Genomic DNA, 22,029 nt, shown 5'->3' with positions numbered 1-22,029 from the left:
GCCATAATTATTCAGGAGAGGGTGGGAGGTGTGGGGAGATGGGGAGATGGGGAGATAGGGAGATAGGGAGATAGGGAGATAGGGAGATAGGGAGATAGGGAGATAGGGAGATAGGGAGATAGGGAGATAGGGAGATAGGGAGATAGGGAGATTTTTATTAAGGGTAATTATCCTGAGCTGCTTGTCACCCCTGACAGACCTCCAAAAGCCGCCAATATTGTTGCTAACCCATCCCCTAACAGGGTGCGATGTAAACCGGGTTCTCGAAGATAATTATTTCCAGTCACAGAACTAATGGCTAACACATCGCCAATATGTTCAATGGCAGGAGCGATCGCAACCGGTACAATAAATAAAATTGCAGGTAAACTGAAACTGGGTGTGGTAAATTCAGGAATTTGAAACCAAGGAGCTTGACTAACAGGTGTAAAATCCACCATCCCTAACGGTAAAGTTACTAGATAACCGACTCCTATCCCCATCAAAATCGGAACTAATCGTAAAAAACCCCGCCCTAAAATTGCAGTTAGCATGGTGGCTAATAGAGAAACCATTGCTACACTAATAGCCATCCCTTCGGTGAATTCACTCATAAGTTGCTGACGCTTTTGTCAATTCTCTTGGTGCGCATTCCCGTGGGCGTTGAAACCTCGCGCCGGGGTTGCACCGCTGCTTAAAGGTTATCTTACACTGAACTGAGTGGGGAACCATGGAAATAATCCCATATAATAACTCGGGATTGATTCAGTAATTCCTCAAGGGACATTACCCACCGAAGCTGATAAGATTCCAAACAACTAGCTTATAACTTGATATAAGTTGATAATTACAAACAACAAGGCAACAAGCTATGGAACAGAAAGCAACTGCGTCTACTAAACTAGTCACCGGTAACTTTGTGGTGATCCAGGGAGATATCAATCGCAGAATTGGCGATGGTGGTGCTAGCCTCTGGAAAAAGACTTTCAACACAGAGGGACGCTACAAGGGCGGCGCTGCCATCCTGATGTTGATGGTTAAAGGATTGACAGCAACCGACAGTGATGCAGAGGTCAAAATCAATGGTAAAAGTGTAGGGAAGATCTACTCCTACGAGGGAGCTAATCCGAAGCATTGGTTTACCCAAATCATTAACATTGGTGCTGGCATCCTGAAGGATGGCGATAATGAGCTGGAGGTTGAGGCCGTAGATTTACCAAATCCCTCTGCTGGTGACCTCTATAACGATTTTTACATACGGGATGTGGTTTGCTTCTTCCAGCGGGAAGATTAGGAAACGACTAAGCGCGAAAGTATAGTTTAGGACATAGTTTTTGGTTTAAAGGGAATCGGGAATCGGGAATCGGGAATCGGGAATCGGGAATCGGGAATCGGGAATCGGGAACAGGGAACAGGGAATAGGGAATAGGGAACAGAAATTATGTCAAAACCTTTACTTCTACTGCTATAGTTTCAGTTTCTATTTTTAAGGGGGTAGGTAAACTACCTGATCAGGCTAGTTTACCTACCCCCGCCCGACTCCCAACTCCCGACTCCCGACTCCCGACTCCCGACTCCCGACTCCCGACTCCCGACTCCCGATTCCCTAATTCCCTATTCCTCTACTTGCTCACCAGTTAAGCTAAAGGCACGGGCTTCAGTAATTTTAACTAGAACTAGCTCACCTTTGAGGTGATTAATATCCCCAGAGAAGAACGTGAGACGATTTCCTTTGGTTCTGCCCATGACTTGAGTATTGTCTTTGGGATTCTGGTCTTCCACCAGCACTTCCTCAATCCGTCCCAGATAACGTTGCGATCGCTCAGCTGCTTTTATCGCAACTAGGTGGTTGAGACGTTGAAGGCGATCGCATTTGACCTCCTCAGGGAGCTGATTGTCCCACAATGCTGCTGGTGTACCAGGACGAGGGGAATAGGCAGCGGTATTGAGCTGGTCAAAGCCAATATCGTCTACTAGTTTTAGGGTATTTTCAAATTGTGCTTCCGTTTCCCCAGGAAAGCCCACAATCGCATCTGCACTAATCGAAGCATCGGGCATATACTCCCGAATGGTATTAATAATACGGCGATATTTCTGGTGGGTATAGCCCCGTGCCATAGCTTTGAGAATATCGTTATCCCCAGATTGGAAAGGAATGTGGAAATGTTCGCACACTTCCGGCAACTCGTGACAGGCACGGATCAGCCGTTCTGTAAAGTAGCGGGGGTGACTGGTAGCAAAGCGGAGCCGCTCAATCCCCGGTATATTGCTTACATAATACAGTAAATCTGTCAAGGTGTGCTGATGCCGCCCCGATTCAGTCACCCCTGGTAAGTCACGTCCGTAAGCATCAATATTTTGTCCCAAGAGGGTGACTTCCTTATAGCCTTGCCGTCCTAACTCCTCTATTTCTGCCCGAATCGCTTCTGGAGTACGGGATTGCTCTAAACCTCGGACATTGGGGACTACACAGTAGGTGCAGCGTTCGTTACACCCATAAATTATATTTACCCAGGCGCTAATGCTGCTGTCCCGTCTTGGTTTAGTGATGTCTTCAACAATATGAATTGGTTCTGTAGCAACTAGCTGGTTGCCATCAAATACCTGGTCTAGCAAATCCCCTAAACGATTGGCGTGTTGCGGTCCCATGACTAAATCAACTTCTGGAACTCGCCGCAGCAGTGCTTCTCCCTCCTGTTGTGCCACACAACCAGCTACTACCAAGGTCAGGTCTGGTTGTTGGTGTTTGCGCTTTGCCTGTCTTCCTAGGTAGGAATAAACCTTTTGCTCAGCATTATCTCGAATGGTGCAGGTGTTGTAGAGAATTAAGTCAGCCTCGTTGGGATTTTCTGACCACTGGAAGCCGATATCTTCTAGGATTCCAGCCATCCGCTCGGAGTCGGCTTTGTTCATCTGGCAGCCAAAAGTGGTGATATGGTAGCGGCGGGGAAATGAGGTCATCTTACGTTACACAGCTAAGGATTGGATCAGGGGATCTCCTCTAATTATAGATTTTCAGACCTACTCCTTTTTCTGATCCCTATGGCAAAGGTCAATTACGCCCCTAGACAAAACCTATAGATAGTTAGCAGCATTTTTCTCTAATCAACATTTTATTAACCAGAAGTTTGATCTGCTTGCTTTACCTTGCTTGACTCTCTAATCATATCCGTAAATACACTTATTTTAAATATAAAGCTATTTATATATATCCCTAAAATCATCGTTTTTATTGGATTCTAATTAAGTTAAGATAGTTTTTTTTGCTAGTTTTATTGTTTTTACTCTTTTTTTGATTAATTGAGTTTTTATTTAAAATTTATGCTGATTGTGCTGGAAAAGTTTTGAAGTAATGAGTAGAAACTTTGAGCAAGGTCACCACAATGGGTTTTCAAAGCTATATCTTGTTATCTACTCTACTAGTTACTGTTGGTATTAATTTTTACCTAGGTGAGTCTAGTTCTCCACAGGGATACCAGTCTGATTCCGTTGACCAGCAATTACTAGCTGTCCAGGAAGAAAGTTGTCCTCCAGGAAGCGGACGGCGAGAGAATTCTGATTGTTTAAATTGAAAGCATTTATCATTAAACAATTGGCTATATCCTGCTGGAATTGATAACTACAGTTCAGGTAAATTTATCAGGTAAATTTAAAAGGTAACTACCTGGATTTCCACTGACCATGAAAGCTGAAGGGGATAACTTTTGGTAATCCCAGACGACATATCGGTTCTTCATTTAGGGTTATCGTGTTTCTACCAAATACCATAACTTCACTACTATCAGAATTTCCATCATACACAACTGTTAATATCCAACCCTGGTCAGGATTCAGGCTATCCGGTGCATAGACTGGTTCTGAGGGATAGCGATTTTCCCCTAAATCAGCCACAATCAAGGTGCCAGTTTTGTGGTCAAAACATCCAATTGCACCCAATAATTCTTTACTAATATCGACCACTTCGCGATGTACAGATAAATAAGTATGAGGTGAGTATTGTCCTACTCGCTGTTGCGGCACCACAGGAAATTCACAGCTTCTATCGAACAACTGTTGTAACTGCACAACCTGACCAGTGTCAGGATTGATTCGGGCTTGCCACAGGGTTCCTTTCGCTTTGGTTTTAGTTTCACCAGTGGCAACTTCTTTCAAATACTGATTGGTCTGAAAGTCGGCATAACGGACAAAATCAATCACGATCAAGCCATCGTTGTCCACATAACCATTGCTGAAGTGCCACTGATACCAGGGTTCAGCTTCACCACGACTGACTACACTAAGGCTGTCACAATCTACAATAATAATTTGGGTTGACTTATTTGGGTGCCACTCCATAGCATCACCATAGCTGCACCAACCTAGAGCTACTTTTAGGAAATTCACTCGCACTGGGGGTACAAAAAATACTAGATACGGCCCTGCCAGAACAAAATCATGGATGAAGGGCAAACCCTCTAGCTGTACTGACCCTTGTTGGATAATTTTGCCAGTGGAGTTGCTTTTGTAAATGTTGAGTCTGCTATTAAGTTCAGCAGTCAGTCCAAAGTTGAAAATCTCTCCAGTTTTGGGATCAATCTTGGGATGGGCAGAAAAGGTTGCTCCTTTGCCTAGACCAGATAAGTCATCAGTGCCTCTGGTTTCTAAGGTCTGGAGGTCTAAGGCATGGGGATAACCACCTTCCCATAGGGCTAACAATTTATCTGGTAATGGTAGCACTGAGGTATTGGCAGCATTTTTAACTGGCTTACCCCAGCGTTTCCAGATTGGTCCTGGTGTTGTCATGCCATAGTTGGGGTACAGTAATTTGTCAGCAGCAGCTTCTGCTTGATAGCCAGAGGTTTGGACGTAGCGATAAACTCCTGTGGCACCAGCAGGGGTAAAATGTACTGCTAAAATTGCTCCATCACCATCAAACCAATGTCCAACCGGTACACCACCTCGCTGTAACCGTGCAGGACCATTTCTATACAGAGAACCTCGCAACCCTTCTGGGATTTTGCCAGAGATGACCGGGAGGGCAGTAGGCGGAAATTCAGTTGCCGGTTTTGCGATCGCATTCGCCCAGCCTTTTGTTGTAGATGCTTGAGGGATCATGTTTTAAAGGGAACAGGGAACAGGGAACAGGGAAGAGTGTGGGGAGATGGGGAGATAGGGAGATGGGGAGATGGGGAGATAGGGAGATAGGGAGATAGGGAGATGGGGAGATGGGGAGATGGGAAACATTTTTATAGTGAGGTGGAATGGGCATCTTGGGTGGAACTGGCATCTTGCCAGTTTCATGGTTATTTGCGGGCGGGCAGGATGCCCACTCTACTCCTATTCAAACGCCGTAAATTTTAGTCTTACCCCGATTCCCGACTCCCGATTCCCGACTCCCGATTCCCTATAGTTATTACCCAGCAACTGCTGTCGCTTCTGGTTTCTCGGCAGACTCCTGATCTTTGCGCTGGATCAGTTCAATCTTGTATCCACTCGGGTCTTCCACAAAAGCAATCACTGTTGAACCGTGCTTCATCGGTCCTGGCTCTCGCACTACCTTACCACCAAGGGATTTAATTTGGTCGCAGGTTTGGTAGATATCGTCTACACCAAGGGCAATATGACCGAAAGCATCCCCGATGTTGTACTGATCAACCCCCCAGTTATAGGTTAGTTCAATAACCGTGTTGTCAGATTCATCCCCGTAGCCTACAAATGCTAAGGTAAATTTTCCCCCTGGAAAGTCCTTCTGACGGAGCAGCTTCATGCCTAGGACATCGCAGTAAAACTTGATCGATTCCTCAAGATTGCCGACTCGCAGCATTGTGTGTAGCATTCGCATTAGCTTAGTGTCTCCTCTTGAATCAGTCAATTCGGTTCTATTGTATAGCAGTTGTAAAAGGGAGCAGGGAGTAGGGAGTAGGGAGTAGGGAGTAGGGAAAAAATCCTGTAAGCATTCAGCGGTCAGGGGTCAGCGGTCAGCTTATTTTATTGAAAAGCACTTCAAGTAGCTTCCGCTATGGGCATAAACTGAATGCTTACTTCTGGTTTGGAGGTCTCTCTACTAGACCTGGCAGAGTTTACGAGCTTCTTGTGTCTAGAATAGAGTTGATTATTCTACAGTTCATTTAGCGATCGCATTTTCCCACTTCCGATTCCCGATTCCCTACTCCCTACTCCCTACTCCCTGCTCCCTTCAACCTTCAACCTTCAACCAATTAACCTTCAACCTTTAAGATGGTCACTTGGGATTCCTATCTAGCATCAATCCATAAAGAGTACGCCCAATGGTGGCACCTTTATACCCTCACCGATGTCGAAGACCGTAAGCGCAAGCAGCAGCAAGCAACTCCTATGCTGTTTGATTTTGGCCTGATGGTGCAAACCATCAAGTCGCAGCAGCCACAAACAGACTTGGTCGTTTGGATTATTATTCCATTGACTTGTAGGGAGTCGGGAGTCGGGAGTCGGGAATCGGGAGTCGGTGTAAGACGAAAATTTACTGTACCTCGTCAGTATGATAAACGCTATAAAAGCGATGCAGCGCGGTCTTGGGGGTTTCCCCCATGAGCGACTGCATCAAGACAATGTTTCCCATCTCCCCATCTCCCCATCTCCCCAAACTTCCCACACTCCCTGTTCCCTATTCCCTATTCCCTATTCCCTATTCCCTTACCTTACTAATGCTTCTTTCTCCAACAACAGTGTCACAGGACCATCATTTTCTATAGAAACATCCATCATCGCACCAAACTCACCAGTTTCTACCCGCAACCCACTCATCCGTAACTTATCTACAAATAGTTGATATAGTGCCCTAGCGTATTCTGGAGCAGCGGACTGACTAAAGGAAGGGCGGCGTCCTTTGCGACAATCTCCATAAAGGGTAAACTGGCTAACCACCAATAGCTCACCACCTATATCCTGCACCGACTTTTCCCAACGGTCATTACCAGTAGTCTCGTCTGGAAATAGCCTTAAATCTAGACACTTTCGCACCATCCAGTCTAATTCAGCTTCCGTATCAGTATCCGCAATACCGACTAGTAGGTTAAGCCCTCGCCCTATTTTCCCAATAACTCTTCTGTCTACTTCGACTTGAGAGGATTTGACTCGTTGGATGATTACGCGCATAGTCTTAACTGCTAAGTGAGTCATTAGATGCTGGTTGACTGACAAAACTATTCAACCACGTACTGCCGGGTAAAAGCATCTAATTTGGTATAAATTTTAACAGACAAAATCTAATTAACTCAATTTTCTGATGAATCGGGCTTGTTGACAATTAACCGGTCGATTGTAGATTTTTGGTACTCTTGTTAAATTTAAATCTGTTAAATTTTATACTATTTAATATTGATTTGCCCTGTATAGCCACGGTTGTAAACTGAAATAATAAATCTGATTGTGGTGCCATCAAGCTTTATTAAAGTTCTTATATAAAATTCCTTATCTAAAAATAAATTCACAGAAACTATTTATCTTTTTTTAAAAAATAGATTTTTTTAACAAAAAATATAAGTTATATCAATTGCTTTGTCTGCAATCTTGATATATCATCATTTATGATGGCCTAAAATAGATAGTGTTGCTTATAGCTATGAGCTACATATATTTAGTTTTATTTATTATTATCTATGACCTGTTCCCGAAAACAGATTTGCACCTCACCTAATCCTAATTGAAAACCGTTATACTATGTTTAAGAAAATTCCCATAGCTTGGCTGCAACTACAATACCAGAAAGGACAAACAATAGCAGCTATCCTGGGAATTGCTTTCACTGCTATTCTACTCTTTATGCAAATCGGGTTTCGCTCTGGTTTTTTAGAAAGTCTGGTTCAACTTCCTTCTAGTTTTCAGAGTGAAGTTTTTTTAATGAGTGCTTCAACTACTACTGTTCTTAAACCAGTGACTTTTTCTGAACGCCGTTTATATCAAGCTTTAGCCTTTAAAGAAGTAGAATCAGTTACCCCCATATACATGTCCATCATATTGTGGAAAAATCCTAAAAACAAAGCAGTTTTTATAGAAAGAATTCAGGTCATTGGCTTTCCTGTGACATCCTCAGTGATTGATTTACCAGGAATAGAAGATAATATAGATAAATTAAAACTTGATAATGCGTTTTTATTAGATGAAAAATCTCGACCAGAATTAGATCCAGTAGTATCTGATATCAAGAACCAAGGAAAAGCGATTACAGAAATAAAAACTAATTATGGCTTAAAAAAAATAGAAGTTATCGGATTATTCCAGTTAGGTGCTAACACTACATTCAATGGTACTGTCATTACTAGCGATTCAAATTTTTTTAATATATTTGGGAGAAATAGAGAAGAAATAAATTTGGGATTAATTAACCTGAAGCCAGGAGTAGACACCCAGAAACTTATTTCTAAAATGGAAAATTATTTTCCTAATGATGTAAAAATGTTATCCAAATCAGAGTTAATTACTAAAGAAAAGGATTTTTATGAATACGGTTCCCCGGTGGGGTTGATTTTTCGCTTTGGTCTAAGCGGTGCTATTATTGTAGGAACTATTATTCTATATCAAATTTTATATCAAAAAATATCAAAATTTATCAAAGACTATGCTACATTAAAAGCAATTGGTCATAGTCACAATTCCCTGGTAATGATTGTATTAGAACAAACATTGATTTTGGCCATTTTAGGATATATTCCAGGATTGATTTTATCGGGTTTTATGTACGAACAGCTTGCTAAAGATACAAGTCTGAAGTTTGAAATGACATTCAGTGTGGCGATCGCTGTTTTGTTACTGATCTGTTTAATCTGTTTCACTTCTGGTTTAATTGCTGTCAGAAAGCTAAAAGAAGCAGATCCTGCCGATATTTTCAGCTAAACTGACTTCCATGGAGAATGTTGTTGCTATTCAAAATCTTAATCATTATTACCAAGAAGGGAGAGGACGCAGACAGGTAATATTTAATATTAACTTAACTATCAAGGTAGGAGAAACTCTATTCCTGACTGGAGAATCTGGATCGGGAAAAACCACCTTAATATCCTTGATTGGATGTTTGCGTTCTGTCCAAGAGGGTAGTTTGAAAATATTGGGTCAAGAATTGCGTGGTGCTGGTCAATCTCAATTGATTAATTTGCGTCGTAATCTTGGCTATGTTTTTCAACATTTCAATTTGTTTGATTTTATGACTATCTGCCAGAATGTACAAGTATCCCTAGAACTACAAAAAAACTTTGATCCTGAGCAAGCTCGTCTTAAAAGTGAAGCTTTACTTAAAAAAGTTGGTTTAGAACACCGACTAAACGCCTACCCTAGAGAACTTTCAGGAGGCCAAAAACAACGAGTGGCGATCGCTCGTGCCTTAGTCCACCGGCCTAAATTAATATTAGCAGACGAACCAACTGCTGCCCTAGACAGTAAAACAGGTCGAGAGGTGGTAGAACTAATTCAGGGTCTTGCCAAACAACAAGGTAGTGCTGTTTTAATCGTCACTCACAACAACCGGATTCTGGATCTTGCCGATCGGATTGTGCGGATTAAAGATGGTCAGTTAGGAATAGGATACGTCGAGGAACTCTCCTTAATACTGCCAACCCTGACAGACAAACAATTAACTGAGATTGCATCGAACATAGAACTGCGTACTTATGAACCTGGCTTAACCATTATTGGACAGGGGTATCCTGCCAAAGAATTCTACATCCTTATAGAAGGGACGGTCGAGGTAATTAACAAGAACGACGACTCGGAAGCTATTGTGCTGGAACGGTTAGAGCGAGGTAATTTCTTTGGCGAAATTGGTCTGCTCAAAGGCGAAAAATGTATAGAAAATGTCCGCGTCACCTCTGACTCAGAAGCGAAAGTTATGGTCATAGATCAGGAAACTTTTCTGAAAATGATTTATGAGTCAAAATTAACGAACGCTGTAATTAATTACCAAATGTTTCAACGTCTCAGTAAGTTTAAAGTTTAAAATAATTAAAGAGGAATATTAATCATGAAAGTTGTCCAAGAGTATATGCAGGGTCTTTACAACCATGGTATATATCCCGACCAATATATTTGTTACCAAAAACAAGGAAATCTAGTTGAAATAGAACAAGAAGCTACGGGCATTCGCCATAAGGTTCTTACCTTTTGCACTAACGATATTTTAGGTTTAGTACAATCAGAAGCCGTCAAGCAAGCAGCGATCGATGCCATTCTCCATTACGGTACCTCTAATAGTTCTTGTCCTACCTTGAGCGGTCGTATTGAACTACATCGTCAGCTAGAACAAGAAATTTCTGCTTTTAAGGGCTTGCCCCATACCCATCTATTTGTCAATGCTTGGATGGCAATCCAGGCTTTAATTGATGGTTTCTGTCACTTGGCAGCACCAGTGCCTGGTTTTAGCAATACCAGAGAAACCTTGATTCTGACAGATGTCCTCAACCACGGTTGCATCGTCTCCGCTTTAGTCAATGCTAAAAACCTTTCCGGTAAAGTTGTTAACCATAGTACCAATGTTCGAGTCAAACCTTATCGCCACTGCGATGGGGCTGATTTAGCTCGTAAGTTACGACGTTATGCCCAGCCCAACGATAGGATTATGGTAATTTCTGATGCAGTCTTCTCTATGGAAGGGGATATTGCACCCTTGCCAGAGATGCTCGACCTGTTGGAAAATTACCCTGGCAGCGTGATAGTAATGGATGAAGCCCATGGTAGTGGGGCACTTGGAGCTAGTGGAGGAGGAATCTACGACCACTTCGGCATTACCCCCCAGGAAGTACTTGACCGGGGAATAGTACCAATAATAATGACCACCTTCTCCAAATTTGGCGCTTCAGCAGGGGCAGCAATTAGCAGCCATTCTCGTGAATTAATTGACCTATTGGATGTTTGTCCGACTTCCATCGGTACTATTTCTCTCCCCGCGCCAACCACTGCTGCTGCTTTAGAAGCTATCCGTCAAGTTAGGCAAAACCCGCAGTTAGTGCAAAAGCTTCAATCAAATACTCGTTATCTGCGATCGCTCTTGGCAAAGAATGAATTTACTACTATGGGAGAAACCCAGGTCATTCCAGTATTTTTACCTCCAGAACTCAATCCCAAGCTTTTTGCCTCTCACCTAATCGAAAACCACGGCATTTGGGTATCCCCAATTTGGTATAGAGCCAAACCCCGCCTCCGCATTACTGCCAACGCTCTTCATACCCAGGAGGAACTTGAGCATCTTGTCGCAGGGATGGTAGCAACAAGGAATGCTTTATATCAGCCTAAAAATATAGCAATATAGCAATTGTAATTGATTGGTGAAACAGGTGCTCACTAATTTAAGGTGCTCACTAATTCTTAATTCTTAATTCTTAATTCTTAATTCTTAATCCTATGACTGCTCCCTTGAGTAATTTAACGATTCAAATTAGACGCTATATTAGGCATGTTTAAATCATCGTTCATCGTTCATCGTTCCAAGATGCCCCATGCTCTATGACTTACAACATACTTACCGTTACTACGCCTGCTGAAAAGAAAGCTTTTCTGGATGTACCAGCCAGGATCTATCAAAACGATCCCAACTGGGTACAACCTCTACGTAGTAGCATTGCCAAACAATTATCTCCCAATAGCCCTTTTTCTCAATACGGCCAGCTACAACCGTTTATTGCCATTTCAGAAGGGCAAACCGTGGGGCGTATTGTTGCGGCGGTGAATCAAAGACTGATTGAAAAAGAAGGCAAACCAATAGGATTGTTTGGTTATTTTGAATGCGTTGAAAACTTTGAAATTGCCCAAGCACTCTTAGAAACAGCCTGCCAATGGTTGCGAGATCGCGGCATGACTGCGATCCGGGGGCCAATAGACCTCTCTATTCATAATAATTGCCTCTTCCTCGTGGATGGTTTTGATTCGCCGCCAATCATAATGATGCCCTATAATCCCTCCTACTATGGAGAATTTATGGAAAAGGCTGGCTGGCCAAAAGCTAAAGATGCCTATGCTTATGATTTTCCCTTAGATAATCCTCTCCCCCATAAGTTTGATAAAGCCTATAAAATTGCTTGTAAATCTGGCATTACTTTCCGCCCCATCCATCTCAAAGATCGGGTATTTGAACAAGATTGTCGCAGTATCTATGGTTTATTTACTAAAGCTTTTGCGAATAATTGGAGTTCTACTCCCCGTAGTGAAGAGGAATTTATCGAAGAAGCAAAGGATTTACAACAGTTAGTCGATCCAGACCTTTTTCCAGTTGCGGAAGATAACGGCAAAATGATCGGCTTTTGGATGGGGTTACCGAACTACAATATTGCCCTAAAACAGGTCAATGGTAAACTCAACTGGCTAGGTATGCTCAAGTTTCTTTGGTATCGCCGTCAGATTAATGAACTCCGAGTCATTGCCATGTGTTCTTTACCAGAGTATCGCCGAAAAATGGTGCCTTTAGCCCTGATTTATTTAGGAATGCAGGGAAGTATTCAAAAGAATAAACCCTATCAAAGAGCGGAACTTTCTTGGGTATGGGAAGATAACTATTCCTCCCGTAAGCTGATTGAGGCCGCAGGGGGCAAAATTTATAAGACTTACCGCATTTATGAAAAATCACTATGAAAGCATTTGTAACAGGAGCAAATGGATTTACCGGCTCTCATTTGGTAAAAGAATTACAGCAACAAGGTTATCTTGTCAAGGGTTTAGTGCGTAAATCCAGTAATTTATCCCGCCTCGCCAACTGCGATCTAGAGCTAGTGTATGGTGATATTACCAACAAGCAGGTTTTACAAGAAGGGATCGCCGATGTAGATACAGTATTCCACACAGCGGCTTATGTAGACTTGGGATTAGTCAATGAAGCGGAGATGGAACGGGTAAATGTAGAAGGAACCCGCGCTGTATTAGAAGTAGCCCAAGCTGCTGGGGTCTCGAAAATGGTCTATTGCAGCACCATTGGCGTTTTTGGAGATACCCAAGGTCAGGTGGTGGATGAAACCTTTGACAGAACTCAACAGGACTTTTCTTCTGCCTACGATCGCACGAAATACCAAGCTCAACAGTTGGTCGATCAATATTTCCAGCAAGGTTTACCCGTTGTTAGTATCATGCCTTCTGGTATCTTAGGCGTTGATGACCCCCATTTTGGACCGGTAATTCAGCTATTTCTCAAAAGGCGATTGAAGTTGTGGCCAGGAGGCGATCGCATTACGGGCATAGTTCATGTAGATGACCTAGTCAATGGCATGATTCTTGCCCCAGAAAAAGGTAGACCAGGAGAGCACTATATAATATCCGCTGGGGATCTAACAACCCGGGAAATGTTTAAAATTTTCTCTCAAAAGACTGGTATTCCCATTCCCGCTGAACCTCCAGAACCTGTAGTGAGGCTAGTAGGTAGCCTACTGGACCCCATCGGCAATTTATTTGCTTGGAATCCCCCCATTAGTGGAGAGCGCGTTCACTACATTTATGATCGCTGTGTTCGAGTTAAAGCCACCAAAGCAGGGCAAGAACTGGGTTGGCAACCTCGCTCTATATCGGAAACATTAGGAGAACTAGTCAGATCTCAAGACAATTAATTTTCTCTTAAATGAAATTCAATTATTCTGATCAACAAAGAGGTTTGTGGCGTGCCTTGCTAGCATTTGCGATCGCTTTGCCCTTGAGCATATTCTTGGTCTACAACTTCCGATATTCTCAGAAAAGTGTTACAAGGGTTTTGCCTCCGGATTCAGAAACTGTAGTACAGCTCAATGCTGTTGCTGCCTTAGGGTTTTTAGAACCTGAAGGAGAAGTTATTCATCTGTCGGGCACTGTTTTAGCAGAAGGTGCGCGGGTTGCTCAACTACTTGTAAAACAGGGAGAGCAAGTAAAACCAGGGCAAATAGTTGCGATTCTCGATAGCCATAAGCGCCTCTCAGCAGCCCTAGAAAGAGCCAAGACACAAGTAAAAATTGCCCAAGCTCGTCTGGAACAAGTGAAAGCGGGAGCCAAAGCAGGGCAGATTAATGCCCAGAGGGCAAGAATTGAAAATTTACAAGCAGAACTACAGGGTCAAACCGCAGCTCAACAAGCAACCATCGAGGGTTTAGAAGCTGATTTAAAAGGGAAAACAGCAGCTCAACAAGCAACCATCGAGCGTTTAAAAGCGGAGTTGCGTCATGCTCAAACTGAATGCGATCGCTTTGAAAGATTACATATTGATGGTGCGGTAACCGCTTCCGACCGTGACCTAAAGTGCTTAGAAAAGGAAACAGCTCACAAGCTTGTCATTGAATCAGAAGTTACCTTTAAGCAGATTGTAGATAGTGGTCAAGAACAAATCAAAGAAGCTCAAGCCAATCTCCAGAGAACGATCAACACTATTCAACAGCAGCAGACTGAAGCTAAAGCGACCCTCAACCAAATTGCAGAAGTTCGTGCTGTAGACGTAGTGCTTGCCCAAGCTGAACTAGAAGATGCGATGGTTGGGGTTCAACAGGCTCAGGCAGAGCTAGACTTAGCCTATGTGCGATCTCCAAGAACCGGTCAGATTCTGAAAATTCACACTTGGCCGGGAGAAATTGTCAGTGATCAGGGAATTGTTGAACTGGGTCGAACCGAGCAGATGTATGTGAAAGCAGAAGTTTATGAAACGGATATCAGTAAAGTTCGTCTGGGTCAGCGCTCAACAATTACTAGCGATGGTTTTCCAGGGGAATTAAACGGTATTGTAGATCAGATTGGTTTGCAAATTGGTAAAAAAGAGGTGTTTAGTACTAACCCTGTAGTTGACGTGGATGCTAGAGTTGTAGAGGTTAAAATTCGCCTTAACTCAGAAGATAATCATAAAGTTGCAGGCTTAACGAACTTACAGGTTAAGGTGGTGATTGATACTTCCAACTAATGATCAAGAATTTGTAGCAAGTTTTTATGAAGTAATAATCATAGTCTATTCTACTATGAACTATAGCGTTTATCATAGCTATGAAGTACACATTATTTTTCCCCCCTTGCCTCTTGCCTCTTTCCTCTTGACTATTCCCTGCTCCCTGCTCCCTGCTCCCTAAAACCTATAAATTTGTACCTCACTCGTCCTGATAATTGCTATATATGAATTCCCTTACTTCCACCTAAGTTCTATAAATCCTCGTTCCGGTTGATTCAATACTTCTTCAGTGAGCCATTCGACCGACTGATAAGTACCGAACACATGATCCCACCAGTCTACGCCTAAACCAAAGTTATGGTGCCACATATTATACTGATGGTGAACATAATGAACAGGCATTTTCATCCAAAAACATTTGGTGGGATTATCATGCTGTAACTGATGGGCATAAGCGGAAAAAGCTGCATAAATTAGACCGCCCAAAAACCAGCCTATTCCCGCTGACCAAGAAATAAAAAACATTGGACATAAGATAATCAAAGAGCCTTTAATATAGTCTCGGAACTCCCAGAGTACCCCTTGTCCTTCATTACGACGATGATGATCCCGGTGACGTTCTCCAATTTTATGGGAAAAATGCATCAAGCGATGTATCCAGTATTCAACAAAACTCGCGAAAATAAAACCGGTCACTACCATTATTAATACAGTAAGTAAATTCATATTACTCATCTTCCTAATTTAGACAATGATTATTGTTATATATAGCCATTAAGAATTATATATTACACATATTTGGTATAGAAATATAGCGTTTATCATAGCTATGAGGTACACATTATTTTTTCCCTCTTCCCTCTTCCCTCTTACCTCTTCCCTCTTCCCTGCTCCCTGCTCCCTGCTCCCTGCTCCCTAAAACCCAGAGATTTGTACCTCATGGGTATAAGACTTGCTATAAATAGTTACGACTCCTATTATAACCATTGATTTATAATTGCTATATAATGATTACGTCTGTTGTTTAAGCAACAGTACTATAGAATAAAAAGCCTTTATTAGGCTAGCACGATCAACCCGATGTATTCTTCATTGTTAACAGTAACCATCAACCGGACATTCATGGAAAATTATATATATCACGGCTGATGCCCCTTGTTTTGCCGGATGATTTAATTCCAGTCAGAATGTCAGAAGTCAGAAGTCAGAATCACTAGACTCCTCTAGCTCAACTTTTTTTTAGATTCCTTCTCAGCCAAAATCTCAGGCAGTTGTGCTTCAATTCGATCTTTAACAATTTTACGGTACTCCAGGAAATGTTTGCCAGGCATAATTTTGCTTCATACAATTGCCAGAAACAAAAGCTTATCTCTCTCCAGATAAGCTTTTGAGCACTTTTGACTTCATTTTTTGTAACTCAACAAGCATGAGACGTGCTAGCACACAAGGTTCGCTATACCCAGAATTACTAAAACCTAATTAACGATAATACCAAAAGAAAGGCAATTTCTAACAGATAAGTAATGCAAACGCTACGGTTTAATAAACCATCCCAAAGATAGCCTTGACGTTTGGGAGTATTACTGCGCTTAAAGGTACGACTCCAGCCAGTGAAAATAGCTGGGCTGCGCAAATTACACTCCTGAGTCAAAATTTCTTCAATTTGTACCAAACGGGGATAGAAACCGCGCTGGAAGTGTTTCCATTGACTTTCCAGAATCCAGAAGAACAGGGGAATAGCACAGCCAATCAGGGCGATGCTATTGTCTTTCTCTTTTAGGACCATGCGCACAACCACACCAGTGGCCGTAATCCCCAAGGCTTTAATCACCCAGATTTGTTTGTTGTAATCTTCTACAGTAGTTTGCAGGAAAAAATATTCCTGTTTAAGCAGATTTAGCTCGAATTCTGATTGCTTAGCGTGGTCAACGGCCAATCCCGATGGGGTTTGGGGGTCGATGGGTGATGGGCTAGACATAACATTAGTGTTCAAGTAGACACAAAGTGTTTCTTGTGCAAAACCTTTTGCATCGCTTTCATCTGAGCTTTGACCTGTTGCAGCTGACTTTCAAGTTGCTGAATATCTTCCGATGGTAATGATACTACTTCAGAATAGGATTTAAGACCAGTATGGGTTTGAGCATTACCCACACCAGGATGCGTTCCCGTAGCGTGGCCAACGGCCAATCCCGTGTACTCACCGGTTTTCGCTGGCACCTTTACCGCAGATTTAGCTACTGGTTGATTTTCTCTCGACCCAGTCTTAGTCACCAGTGGTTCACGGTTTGACTGGAAGCTAGAACTAGTATAGACGGTATAGTTAATTGGCTGCTGTGGCGATGTCTGATTCTCGATCTTATTTTCTAAAGGCTTGTGTTGAGGAAGGTTCTGCTGGGATTCTGAAAGCCTAAGTTTTTCTAATAATTCTTCCTTTTTCTGAATTTGTTGTGCTAGATCTGATAGCTGTGACTGAAGTTGAGATGACTGTTGAGCAGACTGTTGCCATCCTGCTATGGCAACACTGGCCATACCAGCTCCTAGGCTAATCACCGTTGCTAAGGTCAGGTAAGGCGTTGCCGCATCTCGCACATTACCGTAGTATAGTTGCTCCTCCTGTACTTTAATGGATAATGGCTGAGCACCGAACCAGCCTACGGGTAACGTCAGCGCAGCAAATACTGTTGCTGAAATCAATGCTGGCCTAAATACAAATTTCTGAAGTGGGGAGGAAGTCATATAGTATATTATTGCCCTTAACAACAGCTCAGTAAGAGTCCTGAAACTCTAGTCATCTTAACTAGTCTTCCCCTAGCTTATTTAAAATAATTTTAGTTATTTGTGAGCCAACTCTAAAATAATTGTGATTATTTTCAGCAATTTTCGTGAGCCATATCACCATTAGTATGGTGGAAACATTTAGGGCGATTATATCAACAATACTCTAGGTATAGAAAACTGTGTACTGTTGATGTTCCAAACCTTAAAGTGGCACACTCTCATCGTAAGCATTAAGTTATCAGCACCCAGTTATCAGCACCAAGGAGTCAGCTTTTCAACCATGGCTCATAACTGATAGCTAATAGCGATGCAGAGGTGCGACCCGTGGCGAATTTAATTCTTAATGCGGAAAACGCACCATTACGGTCTTGGGGGTTCCCCCCATGAGCGACTGCATCAAGACAGCGGATAGCTCACAGCTCCTAAGAGCTGAGATGGCTGACATGATTGATTAACTAGGAGATTGAAAACAAGTAACGTTCTGTTCGCGTAGCGTGGCCAACGGCCAAGGCCTTTCTTATCCTAGGGCGATTTAACGATTAAGGCAGTTGCAATCTTTACAGAATTAGAGGAAAAAGCATGTTGACTAAATCAGAAACTGCAATTGCGGCAATTGATGCCAGAGAGATATTAGATTCTCGTGGACGTCCAACAGTAGAAGCCCAAGTGCGCCTTGTTAGCGGTGCCGTGGGAATTGCCCAAGTTCCCAGTGGTGCTTCTACTGGTACTTTTGAAGCCCATGAATTACGAGATAATGATCCCCGTCGCTACGGTGGTAAAGGGGTACTCAAGGCAGTATCGAATATCAAAGAAAAACTCGGCCCGGAGCTATTGGAAAACGATGCTCTCAACCAAATGTTGCTTGACCACAAGATGATTCGTCGGGATGGTTCGGCCAACAAAAAGAATATGGGAGCAAATGCCATCCTAGCGATTTCTCTAGCTACAGCTAAAGCGGCAGCGGCTAGTAAAGGACTACCCCTCTACCGCTACTTAGGTGGACCACTAGCTAATCTACTACCAGTTCCGTTGATGAATGTTATCAACGGTGGTGCTCATGCGGATAATAATGTAGATTTTCAGGAATTCATGATTGTGCCAGTGGGAGCCCAGTCATTTCGAGAGGCTCTGCGCTGGGGAGCTGAGGTTTTTGCCGCCTTGGCTAAGGTATTGAAAGAGAAAAAATTGCTTACCGGTGTGGGAGATGAAGGTGGCTTTGCTCCCAACTTGGGGTCAAATAAAGAAGCCCTAGACTTATTGATTGCCGCTATAGAAACATCTGGGTATAAGCCAGGGGAACAAATCGCTTTAGCCATGGATGTGGCCGCGAGCGAGTTCTACAAAGATGCTCAGTATGTCTATGATGGGGCATCTCACTCCCCAGAGGAGTTTGTTAACTATCTAGCTGAGTTGGTGGGGCAATACCCCATTGTTTCTATTGAAGATGGACTCCACGAAGAGGATTGGAGTAATTGGCAGTTACTTACTGAAAAACTCGGTTCCCGCATTCAGTTAGTGGGTGACGACCTATTTGTTACCAATCCCACCAGGCTACAAAAAGGTATTGATGTCGGTGCGGGTAACTCGATCTTGATTAAGCTCAATCAAATTGGTTCCTTGACCGAAACTCTTGAAACCATTGACTTAGCTACTCGCAACGGTTTCCGTTCTGTGATTAGTCACCGTTCTGGGGAAACTGAAGATACTACCATTGCTGATCTAGCCGTTGCTACTCGTGCCGGTCAAATTAAAACAGGTTCACTGTGCCGTAGTGAACGGGTGGCTAAGTATAACCAGTTGCTGCGGATTGAAGATGAATTAGGCGATCGCGCCATTTATGCTGGAACTTGTGGCATGGGACCCCTGTGTCAGGGTTGAAGGTTAGGAGGTTAGGAGGTTGAAGGTTGAAGGTTTAAGGTTTAAGGTTTAAGGTTTAAGGTTTAAGGTTGAAGGTTAGGAGGTTTAAGGTTGGAGGTTGAAGGTTGAAGGTTCAAGGTTGAAGGTTCAAGGTTCAAGGTTCAAGGTTGAAGGTTGAACGCGCACGGGTGGTCAATAGGCCAAGGTGATTTGGTGGGGAGTTTAGGAGGAATGGTTTTTTCCTATCTCCCCCTACTTCTGGTATCTTCTGCACATCCGTCCCACAACCGATTTACGGATAAAAACTCAGTTGAGGCAAGCCTAGGGTTTCATCCCAACCCATCATCAGGTTCAAGCACTGTACAGCTTGACCAGCTTGACCTTTGAGCAAGTTGTCGATGACTGACATAACGATAACTCGGTCAGTTCGGGTATCGACTTCTACCCCTATGTAACAAAGATTAGTGCCACAAGCCCACTTGGTTTGGGGATAGGTGCCACTGGGTAACACGCGGACAAAGGGAGAGGCGCGGTAGAAGGCTGTGTAAATGGTGAATAAATCTTCCCTGACTAGTCCCGGATCCTGCAATGTGGCATAAACGGTAGCTAGGATTCCCCGTACCATGGGAACGAGGTGGGGTGTAAATTGCACCCTGACTTCATGACTGGCTAAATGACTGCAAATTTGCTCAATTTCTGGGGTATGGCGGTGATGGGTCACGCCATAAGGGGCTAGAGAGCTGTCAGCTTCTGCTAGTAAGAGATTGGTTTTTGCCTTGCGTCCACCCCCAGAGGTGCCAGATTTAGCATCGATAATAGCAGTGTCTGGAATAATCAGACCCTGTTTGAGCAGGGGAGCAAGGGCGAGCAGGCTGCTTGTGACGTAGCAACCAGGACAACCGACTAACTCGGCAGAGGAAATGCGATCGCGATACAGTTCGGGTAAACCATAAACAGCAGTAGCAGCGGTTTCTTGGTCGTGGCGCTCTCCACCGTACCAGCTTTTATAAGTCTCCAGTTTACTAAATCGATAGTCAGCTGAGAGATCGAGAACTTTTAATCCTTTTGATAACAGTGATGGTGCTAGCTTATGGGCTAAACCGTTAGGCAATGACAGAAACACTACCTGACAACGGGATACAATAGTATTTATGTCAATAGGCTCAATGGTTAGATTAACACGATGGCCTAGATGAGGGTAAAGCTCGGCAAATCCCTTGCCAGCACTGCTTTCTCCACCCAAATAAACTACATCGACTCCTGGGTGATCCATCAAGAGCCTTACAAGTTGTACGCCACCATAACCAGAAGCACCAATTATGCCTACTGGCAGGCGTTCTAAATCCCCCATCATGTTCCTTTCCTATAGGGTAATAGCTTTGACATCATCCCCCACTAATGGCTAATTGCTGGCTCAGTGGGAGATTCTCAACCTTGGGGCTGAGTATACACCTGCTTGGGGGACTCTTGACTAGACCAAGAACAAGCTCAGTCCCCGTCAGACCATCTCCACAGGCATTTTCATTCACTGTCTTGCGAACAGTGGCTCAGTTTTCTACGTCCTGTTTTAGCACTATTTGTGCAGTTGTCACATCTGTTAGTCAATCCGATCACTAACAAAAATTATCCCCTAGCAAAGGATCGTAAAAACTGACTAAGTTTACCCTAATCCCTCAGTTATTGGCAACATTTTAGAGCGGATTCGTAAACTCGCTGTAATCCTTGTAGGATAAGGCTTGCAATTACATAGAACAAATGAACTTAATACCCAAAAGACAATCATAGCAAGGCTTTCAGACTTCTTAAGATTTACTTTAGGAATCAGCTCTTAGTGCCACAAGACCAGTTGTGATTTCGTAAGCATTCAGCTATCAGCCCTTAACGGTCAGCTTAAAACAAGCTATAGACTATACTAGTGACCAAGAACATCTAACCGGGTGCATCTCAATATTTGTAAAAAAGAAGGGAAGTTTGGGAAGTTTGGGGAGGGGGGGGAGTGTGGGAAGTGTGGGAATTTTCGGGGGAATTTTTGCCTAATTTCAGGCATTGAGATGCACCCATCTCACCTAAGCGTCAAGTGTCAAACTTGGGAAAATGAGCTAGGACCATGCTCCCATTGATTTCAAGCCCATTCATTAAATTAAACAAAAGCAGCAAACAAGTGGAATCCACGAAAACTGATGTGTATAAGTTTGATAGCATTGATGATGCTCTGGCAGACCTGAAATCAGGTCACCCAGTGGTGGTGGTTGATGATGAAAATCGGGAAAATGAAGGAGACCTAATTTGTGCAGCACAATTTGCTACCCCTGACATGATTAATTTCATGGCAGTGGAAGCACGAGGGTTGATTTGTCTGGCAATGACAGGAGAGCGATTGGATGCTCTAGACCTTCCACTAATGGTGAGTAACAACACAGACACTAACCAGACAGCGTTTACCGTGAGCATTGATGCAGCACCCCACTTAGGGGTGACCACTGGTATCTCGGCTGAAGACCGTGCTCGTACTATCCAGTTTGCGATCAACCCAGTAGCCAAACCCAGTGATTTGCGACGACCTGGTCACATTTTTCCCCTCCGTGCTAGAAAGG

General features: G+C 43.2%; 21 protein-coding genes (1 of these 21 only partly in view). 12 read left to right on the top strand and 9 right to left on the bottom strand.

Annotated elements, in window-relative coordinates; translation table 11 throughout:
- Positions 1-167: 167 nt before the first annotated feature.
- Positions 168-593 carry a solute carrier family 23 protein gene (locus BJP34_RS18820; protein WP_070393663.1) on the bottom strand — a complete coding sequence of 142 codons (426 nt, stop codon included), beginning with the start codon at positions 591-593 and terminating at the stop codon, positions 168-170.
- Between the two features lie 257 nt (positions 594-850).
- Between BJP34_RS18820 and BJP34_RS18815 the strand changes: the two genes are divergently transcribed.
- Positions 851-1,273 (top strand): hypothetical protein, encoded by a 423-nt coding sequence (locus BJP34_RS18815; RefSeq protein WP_070393662.1) that lies wholly within the window; start codon positions 851-853, stop codon positions 1,271-1,273.
- Positions 1,274-1,593: 320 nt separating this feature from the next.
- Here BJP34_RS18815 and miaB read toward each other — a convergent pair whose 3' ends face one another.
- Positions 1,594-2,940, bottom strand: a complete 1,347-nt coding sequence (miaB, locus tag BJP34_RS18810) for a tRNA (N6-isopentenyl adenosine(37)-C2)-methylthiotransferase MiaB (RefSeq protein WP_070393661.1) — start codon at positions 2,938-2,940, stop codon at positions 1,594-1,596.
- Between the two features lie 422 nt (positions 2,941-3,362).
- Here miaB and BJP34_RS18805 point away from each other — a divergent pair, with 422 nt between their 5' ends.
- A complete protein-coding gene (locus tag BJP34_RS18805) occupies positions 3,363-3,551 on the top strand; it encodes a hypothetical protein (protein WP_070393660.1) in 189 nt (62 codons plus the stop codon).
- A gap of 88 nt (positions 3,552-3,639) precedes the next feature.
- Here the strand turns inward: BJP34_RS18805 and BJP34_RS18800 are convergent, their stop codons facing one another.
- Positions 3,640-5,073 carry a carotenoid oxygenase family protein gene (locus tag BJP34_RS18800; protein ID WP_070393659.1) on the bottom strand — a complete coding sequence of 478 codons (1,434 nt, stop codon included), beginning with the start codon at positions 5,071-5,073 and terminating at the stop codon, positions 3,640-3,642.
- A 102-nt stretch (positions 5,074-5,175) separates the two neighbouring features.
- Here BJP34_RS18800 and BJP34_RS43695 point away from each other — a divergent pair, with 102 nt between their 5' ends.
- On the top strand, positions 5,176-5,319 hold the full coding sequence (locus BJP34_RS43695) for a hypothetical protein (protein WP_158517302.1): 144 nt from the start codon (positions 5,176-5,178) through the stop codon (positions 5,317-5,319).
- 52 nt (positions 5,320-5,371) lie between these two features.
- On the opposite strand, the gene gloA is transcribed toward BJP34_RS43695, so the two are convergent.
- Entirely contained in the window at positions 5,372-5,800 is a 429-nt protein-coding gene (gene gloA / locus BJP34_RS18795) for a lactoylglutathione lyase (RefSeq protein WP_070393658.1), read from the bottom strand.
- 395 nt (positions 5,801-6,195) lie between these two features.
- Here gloA and BJP34_RS18790 point away from each other — a divergent pair, with 395 nt between their 5' ends.
- Positions 6,196-6,528 (top strand): hypothetical protein, encoded by a 333-nt coding sequence (locus tag BJP34_RS18790; RefSeq protein WP_070393657.1) that lies wholly within the window; start codon positions 6,196-6,198, stop codon positions 6,526-6,528.
- 102 nt (positions 6,529-6,630) lie between these two features.
- Here the strand turns inward: BJP34_RS18790 and dtd are convergent, their stop codons facing one another.
- Positions 6,631-7,092: a D-aminoacyl-tRNA deacylase gene (dtd, locus tag BJP34_RS18785; protein WP_070393656.1), complete on the bottom strand. Its 462-nt coding sequence runs from the start codon at positions 7,090-7,092 to the stop codon at positions 6,631-6,633.
- 564 nt (positions 7,093-7,656) lie between these two features.
- Between dtd and devC the strand changes: the two genes are divergently transcribed.
- The 6 genes from devC (at position 7,657) to BJP34_RS18755 (ending at position 14,818) form a co-directional block, all read left to right on the top strand.
- A complete protein-coding gene (devC, locus tag BJP34_RS18780) occupies positions 7,657-8,829 on the top strand; it encodes an ABC transporter permease DevC (RefSeq protein WP_070393655.1) in 1,173 nt (390 codons plus the stop codon).
- Positions 8,830-8,839: 10 nt separating this feature from the next.
- Positions 8,840-9,925 carry an ATP-binding cassette domain-containing protein gene (locus BJP34_RS50485; RefSeq protein ID WP_070393654.1) on the top strand — a complete coding sequence of 362 codons (1,086 nt, stop codon included), beginning with the start codon at positions 8,840-8,842 and terminating at the stop codon, positions 9,923-9,925.
- Between the two features lie 24 nt (positions 9,926-9,949).
- Positions 9,950-11,233: an aminotransferase class I/II-fold pyridoxal phosphate-dependent enzyme gene (locus BJP34_RS18770; RefSeq protein ID WP_070393653.1), complete on the top strand. Its 1,284-nt coding sequence runs from the start codon at positions 9,950-9,952 to the stop codon at positions 11,231-11,233.
- Positions 11,234-11,427: 194 nt separating this feature from the next.
- A complete protein-coding gene (locus tag BJP34_RS18765; RefSeq protein WP_149031051.1) occupies positions 11,428-12,549 on the top strand; it encodes a hypothetical protein in 1,122 nt (373 codons plus the stop codon).
- Positions 12,546-13,511 carry an NAD-dependent epimerase/dehydratase family protein gene (locus tag BJP34_RS18760; protein WP_070393651.1) on the top strand — a complete coding sequence of 322 codons (966 nt, stop codon included), beginning with the start codon at positions 12,546-12,548 and terminating at the stop codon, positions 13,509-13,511. Before BJP34_RS18765 ends, BJP34_RS18760 begins: the two co-directional genes overlap by 4 nt.
- Before the next feature lie 11 nt (positions 13,512-13,522).
- Positions 13,523-14,818, top strand: coding sequence for an ABC exporter membrane fusion protein (locus tag BJP34_RS18755; protein WP_070393650.1), 1,296 nt, complete (start codon positions 13,523-13,525; stop codon positions 14,816-14,818).
- 216 nt (positions 14,819-15,034) lie between these two features.
- On the opposite strand, the gene BJP34_RS18750 is transcribed toward BJP34_RS18755, so the two are convergent.
- From BJP34_RS18750 to BJP34_RS18740, 3 genes are all read right to left on the bottom strand, one after another.
- Positions 15,035-15,502 (bottom strand): sterol desaturase family protein, encoded by a 468-nt coding sequence (locus BJP34_RS18750; RefSeq protein ID WP_267876312.1) that lies wholly within the window; start codon positions 15,500-15,502, stop codon positions 15,035-15,037.
- A gap of 766 nt (positions 15,503-16,268) precedes the next feature.
- Positions 16,269-16,793, bottom strand: a complete 525-nt coding sequence (locus BJP34_RS18745; protein ID WP_229423927.1) for a hypothetical protein — start codon at positions 16,791-16,793, stop codon at positions 16,269-16,271.
- Positions 16,790-17,536, bottom strand: a complete 747-nt coding sequence (locus BJP34_RS18740; protein ID WP_070393647.1) for a hypothetical protein — start codon at positions 17,534-17,536, stop codon at positions 16,790-16,792. The genes BJP34_RS18745 and BJP34_RS18740 overlap by 4 nt, the downstream gene beginning before the upstream one ends.
- Positions 17,537-18,157: 621 nt before the next feature.
- Here BJP34_RS18740 and eno point away from each other — a divergent pair.
- Positions 18,158-19,456: a phosphopyruvate hydratase gene (gene eno, locus BJP34_RS18735; protein ID WP_070393646.1), complete on the top strand. Its 1,299-nt coding sequence runs from the start codon at positions 18,158-18,160 to the stop codon at positions 19,454-19,456.
- A gap of 271 nt (positions 19,457-19,727) precedes the next feature.
- On the opposite strand, the gene argC is transcribed toward eno, so the two are convergent.
- Entirely contained in the window at positions 19,728-20,786 is a 1,059-nt protein-coding gene (gene argC / locus BJP34_RS18730; RefSeq protein ID WP_070396756.1) for an N-acetyl-gamma-glutamyl-phosphate reductase, read from the bottom strand.
- An 810-nt stretch (positions 20,787-21,596) separates the two neighbouring features.
- Here argC and ribBA point away from each other — a divergent pair.
- Positions 21,597-22,029 carry the 5' end (the start) of a bifunctional 3,4-dihydroxy-2-butanone-4-phosphate synthase/GTP cyclohydrolase II gene (gene ribBA / locus BJP34_RS18725; protein ID WP_149031049.1) on the top strand. Its footprint extends 1,247 nt past the window's final position, so only the first 433 of its 1,680 coding nucleotides appear in the window; its start codon is at positions 21,597-21,599; its stop codon lies beyond the right edge, outside the window.

Origin of the sequence: Moorena producens PAL-8-15-08-1, assembly GCF_001767235.1 — a bacterium.
GTDB classification, from domain to species: Bacteria; Cyanobacteriota; Cyanobacteriia; order Cyanobacteriales; family Coleofasciculaceae; genus Moorena; species Moorena producens_A.
This window is presented reverse-complemented; position numbering and strand designations above follow the sequence as displayed.